Raw genomic sequence first — 12,804 nt, forward strand, 5'->3', positions numbered from 1 at the left:
AGATGAAAATCCTTACATTAAATGTCCATGCCTGGGCGGAAGAAAATCAACGGTACAAGATCAGCCAACTGGCTGATTTTATCAATACACATCAATTTGATATCATATCGATGCAAGAGGTAAACCAGCCGATTCAAGAAACGGCGCTGACCCAAGAGGAATTGCAGACGTATACAGCAACCGAAGCGGATGTGACGATTAAAAAAGATAACTACGCTCATGTCCTCCTACAGCAGTTGACCGAGACGTATTACTGGACCTGGATTCCAACACATATCGGGTTTCGTACATACGATGAGGGGCTGGCGATTCTAAGCCGAACACCCATTACTCGTACATTCGGCGAATACGTATCCCACATGCGGGATTATGACAACTATCGAACACGCAAAATCGTCGGGATTGAGACTACCCCGGAAGGTGAGTCCACATCCACATGGTTTGTGAATGGACATTATAACTGGTGGGATGATGCACAGGAACCTTTTAAGGGACAATGGGATTTGACCGAGCGTGCGCTTGCACCATATATGCATCAACCGTTGTATCTGATGGGGGACTTCAACAATGTGGCGGAGATTCGTGGACAAGGCTACGATTACATGATGGAGCATGGCTGGAATGATCTGTACACGACAGCCAGGCAAAAAGACGACGGAGCTACTGTAGTCAAAGCGATTGCCGGCTGGGCGAATAATGAACAACCGCTAAGGATTGATTATATTTTCTCGAATCGTCCTATCCAGGCTCAAACCTCCAACGTTGTGTTAAATGGTAAAAATGGGCCTGTCGTATCCGATCATTTTGGTGTTGCGGTAGAGATATAAGGATCTTCCGAGTGTATGCTTTCGCACGTACATTCTCTTTCCCGTGTACGCCTGAATGCTATATTCAATCATGTACATAGCAAGCCTCCGCTCATTTCCCGAACAGGGAATGACAGCGGAGGCTCTAGGTGTGTCTTGATGGGACTATTTCTTATGTAATTCGTGAGGACTAGGGTAAATTACTCAAGTTTACTCAAGCGCGAGCATCTGCTGTACAAACTTTTTCAAATTCGTACTGGTCTCGCTCAGTTGTTCGATACTCTGCATAAATTCTGTCACAAGCTTGGCTTGATCTCCAGTTGCTGTCGTAATCTGGCCAATTTCTTGTTCCATATATTTCATGGAATGCTGCACACTGCCCAGAGAGGTCTCGATATCCGATGCAGCTTGTTTTGTATGATCGGAGAGTTTACGTACTTCGCTAGCTACGATGCCGAATCCGGCTCCTTGCTCACCGACACGAGCGGCCTCGATCATTGCGTTTAATCCAAGTAGATTGGTTTGTTCGGACACTTCACGAATCACGTTAGTGACTTTTGTGACGTTAATTGAATTTTCGGATGCCTTCTTAGAATTTCGCAAAATTTCCTCCGAGGTTGTTGACAGTTGCTCCGAATGAGCTGCAATTTGCTGAATGCCGCCAACAAGGGAGTTGATTGTTGTTTCACTTTCGCTAATCAGCGTTTCCAGTGTCAGGTGATTATCAAGTGCATAGTTGACCCCCAGGATGCCGACAACTTGTCCGTTTTCTTTTACAGGGATGAGGATGGAATCGAACGGCCTCCCTTGGAGATCACCAGGCATACGTACAATAGTGCGGGAATCCTTGTTGCTTAGCATTTTGAAATGTTTGTAGTCATCATGTAGTTCGTCGCCGGCTTTTACACCAATATCTAGACTTTGGGCTTCGGAGAAATATAATACCTTTTCATGATCATTGATCGATATGGAGATATCATCACGGAACATTTGACGTACGAAGGGCATCGAATTGACCAGAGATTCTAGCGTATTCAATATAAATCTGTCCTTTCCAAAATAGTATGTGTTGTTATTAAACTACCTCATATATATCGGCTACGTCTCGAATTTCTTTTAACCATGATTGTAACAGGTACCATATATTTCATGGTTTTGGTGAGCGAAGAGAGGATTTTCGATTGTATTGTAAGCGTAAACAAAAATCTATAGCCACCATGAGCTATGTCAGTTATACTAGGATTATTAATCGGTATGAATGTTAAAAGTAATACTTTTGTCATCCCCACAAAGGGGCAACCTTACTGAGGTTAAGCGCTATATCTATATCCTGAAAATAAGTGAACAACGTCCTGTAAACAAGCATGGGCTTTATAAGATGGAGAAGTACTTCAACATGAGAGGAATGTGGCATTCAATGACAACGTATTTCAGTGAACCGCAGAGCATGTATTATCGATTTGGAGAAGATCAGGAGCAGGTATTGAAGGTGCTTGCCGAAAGATATATTGGTGCTAATGCACAGGCCGATTTCGTATATCGGGCGTTTCAGCACTCCGGAATTTTGCAAAATGATAAAGGGCTTTATGATTTGAATCTTGGTAAACGCTTTCCAAATGCGCCGAAAGATCACATCTCCTATGCCGCAGCACTGGTATGGGGGGATGAGAACCGTAATCTCGATGTGCTGGTACGTTGCTATGGACCGGTCCGTTTTTATTTTAACAGCGAGTTGATCTACCGTTCTACGGTCATTGATGAGATAACGCCAGATGCCACGGTGAAGCTTGGAATTGACATTCAGCCTGGCTGGAATACCGTGTGGCTGGAGATGAAAAACACCCCTGCCGGATTCGGATGCCAGTTCGGTTCTGATGAGGGCAAAGTACGTATTCTTAATGTGCTTTCTCCTTTTCAGGAGCGTTCGGGTCAAGCAGGATGGGTCTTCTCTGAACCTGTGACATCCGCACAAGCCCAGCCAAACCTGCTCGCGAGTCAAGGAGAGAGTGATCTTAAATGGTTGCCAGAGACCCAGTGGTCTGCTTCCGATCGGAATAAACCGGCTTTGGAACGAATCTATGGACTGCTTCCGGGCAGACATGCTTATGCATGGACGCACCTGAACAATCGTGATACCTCTGGACGTCCAGTTCGATTATCCGGACAATCCTCTGGTCCAATACAGATCTGGCTCGGGGACAAGTCGGTTGCAACAATAAAAAATGCAGGATCGTTTGAAGTGCAGGTAGAAGCCGCATTTGGCCGAAATGATCTTCTGGTACGAAGTGAATGTCAAGCCGGTGCTGGCTCATGGGGATTTGACCTGAAAGCTTCCGTCGGTACGGAGTCTCTTCAGTTGGAGCTTCCGCAACGAGTGCAGGGAGCATTGGAGGAATGTTGGTTCTATGCAGGTCCTTTTGAATCTGGAGGCGAGCCGGAACTTGCAGACTTGATGCGCTTGGATCGCGTGTACCGGACTAATGCAGGACAGCAAGGTACAGGGACGAGCGGCGTTTCGCAAGCAGAGCGGACGTACTGGCGTTTGGATCGGCCAGACACGTTCATCCGACCTTATTATGAAAATGCGATGCTGAGCAATAAATGGACCGTGGGCAGTGTAACCAACTACGGACGTTGGGACTACCCGCTGGGTGTCACAGTCTATGGCCTGCTCCAGGCGGGACGATATATGCAAAGAACAGATATTACGCGTTATGCCGCAGAACATGTACAGTCATGCACCCGGATGTATGAGTACTCTGTATGGGATCGTGAGCAGTATGGTTTCCCTTCTATTAATCAGCAGTTAATTATGTTGAAAATGTTGGACAACTGTGGTTCCTTCGGCTCAGCGATGTTGGAATCATATACGGAATGCAAGGAACCAACTTTCCTTCCCATTGCCGAACGAATCGCAGACTTTATGCTTAACCGTTTGGAGCGTCAAGCGGACGGGGCGTTCTATCGCACATGTGCTGGGGAATATGCCGAGAATACGATGTGGGCGGATGACCTTTACATGAGTACACCATTCTTGGTGCGGTATGCTCGTGTGACAGGGAAATCCGAAGCACTCGATGAGGCGGCCAAACAGTTTTCACTGTATCGCAAATATTTGTTTATGCCTGAATACAAGATCATGTCTCATGTATATGATTTCAAATATAAACAGGCGACTCAGATTCCTTGGGGGCGTGGTAACGGGTGGACTCTTTTCTCCCTGACGGAAGTACTGGAGGCATTGCCTGAAGATCACGCGGAGCGTCCCGCTTTAATCGAGTTTTTCAACGAGCTATGCGAGGGTTATGCAGCACTGCAAAGCGAAAGCGGGCTCTGGCATCAGGTGTTGAATCATTCAGAAACGTATCTGGAAGCCTCCTGTACAGCCATGTTTGCGTATGGTTTCGCACGTGGTGTGCGTTTCGGCTGGTTTAAAGATCCTTCGGCATACGTTACAGCGGCTCAACGGGCCTGGAAGGGACTGGTAAGCAACGCCATTGACCGTCAAGGGAACGTTCATGGTGTATGTAGCGGCTCAAGATATGCATTCACGGCTGAATACTACGATCAAGATTTGCGTACCGTTACGAATGATAATCACGGGATCGGGATTATGATGCTGGCTGGAACAGAGGTAGCCAAAATGGAAAAATATTTATCGGAGCGCCCGGCGAAGTCTGCAGCTTCTGCCGTGCATTCCGGTTAAACTAGGTCGTACCAGCTTCCTAGCTGTTTCATTTTACTCCTTGTCCATCATGAAGGAATGAGCGCCACCGGGAATGTGGTTTCCGGTGGTTTTTCTTTCCGATGAACCCCTTACTTTTTTGACAGGATAGCTTACTTTTGTTTATGTCATGTAAAGGGACAGGCGATTACAATAGTTTTGTAAGCGATTTCATATAAGCAAAAAGGGGAGGAAATTCATTCATGATCATCAACAAAAAGTGGGTAACCCTGTTCTGCCTGTCCCTGTTATTATTCGCTACAGCCTGTTCTGGAGGAACCTCAAGCACACCGGCATCTTCCGGTGAATCAGGCCAAGGCGGTGCTTCCGACAAAATTGAACTGCGCATGACCTGGTGGGGATCACAGACCAGACATGATCTGACAACCAAAGTGATTAAACTGTTTGAAGAGAAACATCCAGGCATTACGATTAAAGCTGAATATTCGGGCTGGGATGGATATTTTGACAAACTTACGACTCAGGTTGCAGGCTCGAACGCTCCGGATATCATCCAGATGGATTACGCGTTTCTGACGGACTTTGCACGGCGCGGTGCTTTGCTTGACTTGACGCCTTATGCAGATAAAGAGCTACGCATCAAAGACCACGACAAGAGCATGATTACAGCCGGATCGATCGACGATAAATTATATGCCATCACCCTTGGGGTGAATGCGCCAGGTGTCATTTACGATGCAACATTATTCCAGCAACTGGGCATTGAAGAGCCGAAGGAAAGCTGGACATGGGAGGACTTCTCGGCCATTGCAGCCAAGATTGCTGCGGCGAAGGGAGACGGATTCTACGGTTCGGCTGATATTTCCGGTGCTACGAATATGTTTGAGGTATTTGTACGCCAGTCCGGCAAAGGTTTGTTCGAGGATGGTACCATGACGGCAACAAGCGACCAATTAAAAGAGTGGTTTGAGATGTGGGCTGCGTTGCGTGAGAACAGAGGGGCTACATCCGCTGAAGTCGCTGCTTCCACAACAAATGCACTTGAAACCAGACCGATTTCTTTGGGTACAGCGGCTATGGACTTTGCGTGGTCCAACCAACTGCTTACGTTCCAACAAGTGAACAAAAACCAGGATCATAAGCTTGGCATTCAAGTGTTGCCACATGGTGTGAACGAACAACGGATCGGCGAGTATCTGAAGCCAGGCCAGTTCCTGTCCGGTTATGCCAAATCCAAACATCCAAAAGAAGTAGCCATGTTCATTGACTTTATGGTGAATGACCCTGAAGCGACAGCGATTCTTGGATCAGAGCGCGGTGTACCGGTCAATGCGAGCATCCGTGAGCAGATGCAACCGAAGCTGTCAGAGGGAGAAAAAGTCATTTTCCAATTCATTGACACTGTATCAAAGCATTCCAGTGAAATTAGCCCACCATACCCGCAAGGTTTTGCTGAAGTAGACACGAGTTTCAAAAGTGCAAGCGAACAGATCGCTTTTGGCCAAGGTAGTATGACGGACATCATTGCCCAGTTTATTGAGGGTGCCAAAGCAACGCTTGGATCAAGCCAGTAAAGAGAATATAACTTGTAGCTAGACGAGTTTAACCTGTATCTGTATCTGTAAATATATCGCGTAGATATATTTACAGATACAACTGGCAGAAATCGTTCTGATTAACTTCAAATACTGCGGGGAGGTTGCGAAAATGACGACATCACAGGTCAGTCAAGCCAGAATCGAGAAAGTAGCCGCCCGGCGCATGAAACGTCGATACGCCCATAATGGAGCCGCACTGCTTTTTCTCGCCCCTTGGCTTGTCGGATTAGTATTTCTGACCCTGGGTCCCATGCTTGCTTCGTTATACATTTCCTTTACAGATTATAGTATCCTGGCGGCCCCGAACTGGGTCGGTCTGAATAACTACGTCACCATGTTTACGTCTGACAAGCTGTTCACCAAGTCACTTCAGGTGACATTTACCTACGTTGCTGTCTCCGTTCCACTCAAACTGATTTTTGCCCTATTTGTCGCGATGCTGCTCAACAAAGGCATTCGCGGACTTGGCATATACCGCACCGTGTATTACATCCCGACATTGCTGGGAGGTAGCGTAGCTATCGCAATGTTGTGGCGCAAAATGCTGGGCGGTGACGGATTGCTCAACAGCGTACTGGCGATGGTAGGCATTAAAGCACCTGACTGGGTTGCTAATCCGAAGTACGCACTGTATTCCATTGTTCTGTTGTCTGTATGGCAGTTCGGTTCATCCATGATCATATTCCTGGCAGGGCTCAAACAGATTCCACCGGAGTATGATGAAGCTTCTGCGGTAGACGGTGCGGGTCCGATGCGGAGATTTTTCTATATCACGTTGCCGATCCTGTCACCTGTCATCTTCTTTAACTTAGTTATGCAGCTGATTACGTCCTTTCAATCGTTCACACAGGCTTTCATTATCAGTAACGGCAGCGGGGGTCCGGTAAATTCCACATTGATGTACTCTCTCTATCTATACAAAAAAGGGTTCTCCTTCTTCCAGATGGGTTATGCTTCTGCCATGGCGTGGGTGCTGGTAATCCTGATCGGCGTATTTACATTGCTCGTATTCCGCAGCAGCAAGTTGTGGGTACACTATGAGGATGGTGGAAAATCATGATTGGACAACGTAACTCCGTAGCATGGATTGTCACCAAACATGTACTGATTTCAGGTATTGCCCTTGTGATGCTCTATCCTGTTCTGTGGATGTTGGGCAGTTCGTTCAAGCCGGGGCATATGATTTTTACGGAGACCTGGTTCTGGCCAAAGGAGTGGAATTGGCAAAATTACATGACAGGCTGGTCCGGTGCTCAGGGGAATGCCTTTTCCAAATTTCTGACCAACTCCGTCGTTCTGTCGCTTGGAGCCGTGCTGGGCAATGTGATCTCCTGTTCGATGGCCGCCTATGCCTTCGCCCGGCTAAACTTCCGCTTCAAAGCGATCTGCTTCGGGCTAATGCTGATGACGATTATGCTACCGCATCATGTTACGCTAATCCCGCAGTATATTCTCTTTAATAAGTTGGAGTGGGTGAATACGTACTTGCCGCTTGTTGTACCAAAATGGCTGGCAACGGATGCATTCTTCATCTTCCTGATGGTACAGTTTTTCCGGGGATTACCTCGGGAATTGGATGAAGCTGCGACGATCGACGGTTGTGGCCCGGTAAGAATCTATACCAAAATCATTATCCCGCTCGCTTTTCCGGCACTGGTAACGACGATGATCTTTACGTTCTTGTGGACATGGGATGATTTCTTCAGTCAATTGATCTACCTGAGCGATGTGAGCAAGTACACCGTTCCGCTGGGACTACGCCTGTTCCTGGATTCGAGCTCACAGTCCGATTGGGGTCCGATGTTTGCAATGTCTGTTTTATCCCTTGTGCCATGTTTTATCGTATTTATCGTGTGTCAGAAGTACTTCGTGGAAGGAATCGCGACCTCTGGGCTCAAAGGGTAATTCCAAGACGAAATGAGTTGATTCCGAGTGCGAAAAACAAGATGGTCTACCTACATTCTTCAAAAGTTGCAACAAAGCAAGCTCTCCACATTGATGGTGACTTGCTTTATTGCGTTTAATTTGTTGCTTGTTTCCATTATTGTATGGCTGGCCTACCAATCCTTCTCGGCGGTCACATTTGCCGAAATCAGCAAAGCACGTCTTGCTCTTTTGAATGAGAGCACCAGGCGGGGCTTTGATTTTATTACTGGGGTAACAGGCACGGCCTATGGGCTTGCAAGCAACAGGGAGCTGTCCAATTTGTTGGATACATCCCGTACGGGCAGGTTGGCACAGATCCATCAGCGGAGAGAGGTTTCAAAAATTCTGGATCATACCATGGTGGTGAGTGAAGGGATTACCTCGATTGAGCTGTACACCGATGCCTTTAATGAAGTGACGGTGACGATGGCTGACCGTATTTTCCCTGTAGATGTTATATCGAATGATTCATGGTTTGCAGCACTGGATAAAGCGGACGCAGCCTGGGTTCCGTTAGGTGAAAATGAGTCAGGGCAATCTTTAGTGGGATATGCACAGCGCATCTATGACAGTCGAGGGGGGACGGTCGCTTACGTACTCATTCGTTTAAGCAGAGCGGATATCGTACGCAGGTTTGCCGATGTTCCAATGGTGCTCGATGGCAAAGTGCTGCTGGTCGATACCGCAGGCAATGTGGTGATGCGGATGGGGAAAGCGGATCCGTCAGGGTGGAGTGCAGGTGCGTCTGATCAAGAAGATCGATCACGTTCTGGAGAAAAACAGACTATAATTCAAGGAACGGTGGACGGGACCGATTCATCTTCTTCTATTATAGATAGTGCCTGGATTCAGGAGCATGCTCGGCCTGGGGAAGATGGATTCGAGGTGGTATCAGGTCAACCGGGTGGAGCAGAGTTGGTGCTGTACTCCAGACCTGCTATGCTTCAGTGGCGTCTTGTGCAGACCATTCCTGTATATACCTTGTTATCCCCGGTGCGCCAAGCAGGTTGGCAGATTCTCGGCATCGCCGTGTTTGGACTGTTATGCTCGGCTGTACTTGCATATTTGTTTGTACGGCAGATTATTCGGCCTCTGCGCCAACTGATCAAACGAATGAGACAGCTTGAAAAAGGGGACTTCGATACGCGTGTAAAACTGTCGTTTACAGAGGAGTACGCCCATCTCGCGTATGGTTTTAACCATATGGCTTCACAGCTTACGATGCTGATGGAGCAGGTCAAGGAAGAGAGCCGAGCGAAACGGGAAGCACAAACCAGCTTGCTTGAGGCTCAGATCAAACCCCATTTCCTATACAATACGCTGGATATGATTCACTGGCGTGCACTTGATTATGAAGCGAAGGACATTAGTCGTATGATTGTGCAATTGAGCAAGCTGCTACGGATCGGGCTGAGTGGGGGCCGGTTGTTTATCCGTGTAAGGGATGAATTAGAGCATGCCCGTTGTTACGTCAGCATTCAATCTGAACGCTTACCGTTCTCGATTCAATATGAGGAGCGCATTGACCCACGTATACGTGGGTGCCACATCCCCAAGATCATCTTGCAACCCTTTATTGAAAATGCGGTGATGCATGGGCATCCATCAGAAGGAACGTTGCGTATCCAAGTATGTATTGCCCCGGCGGAAGGATCTGTTGCTGACATCACCATTCGAATCACGGATAATGGACAAGGTTTGCCGGAGGATTGGAACATGGAGGATGCGCGCGGTATCGGTGTTCGTAATGTACATCAACGCATTCAGTTGTATTGTGGACAAAGGTATGGCGCGCAACTACGGAATGGAAGTTCAGGCGGTGTCGAAGTGGAGATTACACTACCGCGCATTGAGACCGAAGAGCAATTAAATCTGTGGCTGGACGGTGAAAAATGATGAAAACCATTATGCTTGTCGATGACGACCCGCATATTATTAAAGCGCTGACCGAGCATATTAACTGGCCCTCCTTGGGCCTGAGTATTGCTGGTACAGCGGCAAACGGGGTGGACGCACTTGAGCTGTTCCACCGCGTGCATCCCGATCTTGTCATGACCGACGTATACTTGCCGGGTATGACCGGGCTTGAAGTCACGCAGGAACTGCGGCGTGACTATCCCCACTTGCCGATTATCATCCTTAGCGGATATGACGAATTCGAAAACGCCAGAGCGGCTATGCGCTGGGGCGTGAATCACTTTTTGCTAAAGCCAGCAGAGGTGGAGGAGATTGAGTCAGTGCTGCGGGAGGTGTTACTGGAACAAGATGTGCGAGAGCGACGAGAGCGGCTGGAGCGGACGTACAAACAAGAAGCGGGACGCGTGCTCCCATACTTACGCAAACAGTTCCTTCATGAGTTGCTGACTACACGTTATCGAGCGGACGAATTACCCGAGGCACGGATGGAATATATCGGATTTGCAATCTATGATAAAGTTCGTGCAGTCAGTTTGCAGCTGAATCGTCCGGGGTTTATGACACGTATGAAAGAGCGGGACTGGCAACTGTTACGTTATGGAGCGGCGGATATCATTCAGGAGACCGTAAAGCAGCAGGCCGCTAGGATGGCAAATGGCCAGGTAGAGGTGGTGGATTATTCCGATCAGGTATTTGTGCTCGTTATGCTCGGAGACAAGGATTATTTGGAGGACTTGCAGGCTCTCGTAGGCCAGATGATTGATCAAATCTTTACGTATCTGAAAATTGAAGTTAGCGCCGGCATTGGTCGGGTGAAAGATCATCCCTGCGAGGTTATCGACTCTTATCTGGAGAGCAGGGAAGCTGTAGAACGAGCCGAGTTTCAGGGCGGAAACCGCATATATCATGTGGAAACAGCGGAAGGGGTGGAGCAGAGTATGACGGATTATTCTTTGCTGCTCCATCAGTGGGATGAGGCGTGGACTGATCTACGTATTAATGAGGCGGAGGAGGTCTGGCATCAACTATTCCAATCGCTGCATGAGGGGAACTGTGCGAGCATTCAGGATACCCAGGTGGTAGCGGTTAGTTTATTTGATACGATGATGCACAGCTGGAAAAAGCAACATCCGTTGCTGACACCGCCACTCACGATGAGTGATTTTCTGCGTGAAATACAGTCTAAATATGCCTTGCATGATCTCATAAACTGGATGGATGGCGTCATTAAGGGATGGCTGGAGCAGATCCGGAAGGAGATGGGGGAGAAGAAAAGCAACAAGCTTATCGCACAAGTGAAACAATACGTAGAGGAGCATTATGCAGAGGAAATCAGTTTTGAGTCCATTGCTAAAGGTCTTTTTGTGCACCCCAAGTATTTAAGCCAGCTATTCAAAAGGGTAACGGGAGAGAATTTTGTCAGCTATCTGAACGGGTATCGTATCCAGCGGGCAGTGGAGCTTTTGCAGTCGGGACATTATATGGTGTACGAAGTCAGTGAGATGACGGGGTTCCGAAATGCGACGTATTTTAGCCAGGTGTTCAAGATGTTAACGGGGAAAAGCCCGTCAGAGGTGGGTTGAGGTGGAAGAGTTGTCAGTCTGGCAAGTTGAAGATTCGGGGTTTCAAGCCAGATTGAATTAGGTAATTGCACTGAAAAGAGCATTATTAAGTGGAGAATGACGCAACGAGAGTATAGAATGTACCCTAACCGGAGTAGATAATGTTGTTTAATGATAAGCGTGAAAGGTGTGAGAGGGGCAAGATGATCATTGATGACCGGGAGTATCGAGTCAAAGGGATGCAATATACCATTCGTTCAGCCGTGGAAAAGGATGCGGATACGTTGTGCTCACTTCGTGTGCAGCTGGACGGAGAGACGGAAAACATGGATCGTGAAGCGGGAGAAGCCTTCATTGATGTTGCTGGATTCAGAGAGCTGATTCGCATGGATACCGCAAAGCGTAACCATCTGTTTCTGGTTGCAGTGGCATCAGGTGACATTGTCGGGTACTGCAGGTGTGCCGGATCTGAGTTAAAGCGTTTTTCGCATCAGGTTGAGTTTGGAGTATGTGTTGCCCGTTCTTTCTGGGGATATGGCATAGGAAGAGAGTTATTGGAGTCGTCTTTACAATGGGTAGAACAACAAGGGATTGAAAAGGTAACGTTGAAGGTACTTGCAACGAATGATAAAGCGATACGATTATATGAGGCAGCCGGTTTTGAAATTGAAGGTGTACTCAAGCGAGATCGACGGCATGCGGATGGACAGTATTACGATACCGTGGTAATGGCCAGATTTTCCGATGGGATGAAGTAGGGTGAGGAAGTAAGTGCGGTTGTTTAGAGACTAGAATAAATGAGTACATGCTACCAAGGCTAGCTTTATCTATAACAATGGATGAGAGGGGGATATGATGGATGCAGGCATGAGGATAATCATTAAGGAAACAATGGCCTGCTTATTCTTATTCTATTAATTGATGTGCAGGAGCAGTAATAAGTATTTAAAACAATGCAACATATTAGTGTAGTATCAATATTCATTATACAAGTGTGTTGAGGTTCTTATATAATAGTAATCAGTAATCTTTTTAAAAGAATACCTACTGGGATATTTTACAAGTTGTCAAAGGGTTGTACGTTATGGTATATTCTAAATCCGGCCAAGAAAACACAGCTTACGCGGTGCGGCAAGCAAATAATAATAAGCTTCGAAAGAAACTTGAAAAAAAGCTTGCAAAGTTGGTTCGGAAATGATATGATATAAAAGTTACTGAAGCGAATGAGTGACAGTGACTGAACAAGTTTGATCTTTGAAAACTGAACAACGAGTGAGTAAACATTCTGCTTGCAGAATGACGTGAAGGTT

9 protein-coding genes are annotated in these 12,804 nt (G+C 47.1%); 8 read left to right on the forward strand and 1 reads right to left on the reverse strand.

Annotation, left to right across the window (positions count from 1 at the left end; translation table 11 throughout):
- Window positions 1-2: 2 nt before the first annotated feature.
- The gene (locus tag FS818_RS25990; protein WP_145336076.1) at window positions 3-827 is read left to right on the forward strand and encodes an endonuclease/exonuclease/phosphatase family protein; all 825 of its coding nucleotides are present in this window, start codon (window positions 3-5) and stop codon (window positions 825-827) included.
- A 189-nt stretch (window positions 828-1,016) separates the two neighbouring features.
- On the opposite strand, the gene FS818_RS25995 is transcribed toward FS818_RS25990, so the two are convergent.
- The gene (locus tag FS818_RS25995; protein ID WP_145336078.1) at window positions 1,017-1,844 is read right to left on the reverse strand and encodes a methyl-accepting chemotaxis protein; all 828 of its coding nucleotides are present in this window, start codon (window positions 1,842-1,844) and stop codon (window positions 1,017-1,019) included.
- Window positions 1,845-2,211: 367 nt separating this feature from the next.
- Here FS818_RS25995 and FS818_RS26000 point away from each other — a divergent pair, with 367 nt between their 5' ends.
- From FS818_RS26000 to FS818_RS26030, 7 genes are all read left to right on the forward strand, one after another.
- Complete coding sequence (locus FS818_RS26000) at window positions 2,212-4,512, forward strand: glycoside hydrolase family 88/105 protein (protein ID WP_260989976.1); 2,301 nt, start codon at window positions 2,212-2,214, stop codon at window positions 4,510-4,512.
- A gap of 221 nt (window positions 4,513-4,733) precedes the next feature.
- Complete coding sequence (locus FS818_RS26005) at window positions 4,734-6,065, forward strand: ABC transporter substrate-binding protein (RefSeq protein ID WP_145336080.1); 1,332 nt, start codon at window positions 4,734-4,736, stop codon at window positions 6,063-6,065.
- Window positions 6,066-6,198: 133 nt separating this feature from the next.
- Window positions 6,199-7,149, forward strand: a complete 951-nt coding sequence (locus FS818_RS26010; protein ID WP_397351819.1) for a carbohydrate ABC transporter permease — start codon at window positions 6,199-6,201, stop codon at window positions 7,147-7,149.
- Window positions 7,146-7,994, forward strand: coding sequence for a carbohydrate ABC transporter permease (locus FS818_RS26015; RefSeq protein WP_145336082.1), 849 nt, complete (start codon window positions 7,146-7,148; stop codon window positions 7,992-7,994). Before FS818_RS26010 ends, FS818_RS26015 begins: the two co-directional genes overlap by 4 nt.
- Before the next feature lie 27 nt (window positions 7,995-8,021).
- A complete protein-coding gene (locus tag FS818_RS26020; RefSeq protein WP_145336084.1) occupies window positions 8,022-9,911 on the forward strand; it encodes a cache domain-containing sensor histidine kinase in 1,890 nt (629 codons plus the stop codon).
- Window positions 9,908-11,515 carry a response regulator gene (locus tag FS818_RS26025; RefSeq protein WP_145336086.1) on the forward strand — a complete coding sequence of 536 codons (1,608 nt, stop codon included), beginning with the start codon at window positions 9,908-9,910 and terminating at the stop codon, window positions 11,513-11,515. Before FS818_RS26020 ends, FS818_RS26025 begins: the two co-directional genes overlap by 4 nt.
- Before the next feature lie 182 nt (window positions 11,516-11,697).
- On the forward strand, window positions 11,698-12,252 hold the full coding sequence (locus FS818_RS26030; protein WP_145336088.1) for a GNAT family N-acetyltransferase: 555 nt from the start codon (window positions 11,698-11,700) through the stop codon (window positions 12,250-12,252).
- Window positions 12,253-12,804 lie beyond the last annotated feature (552 nt).

It is taken from the genome of Paenibacillus xylanexedens, assembly GCF_007680605.1.
Classification (GTDB): Bacteria; Bacillota; Bacilli; order Paenibacillales; family Paenibacillaceae; genus Paenibacillus; species Paenibacillus xylanexedens_B.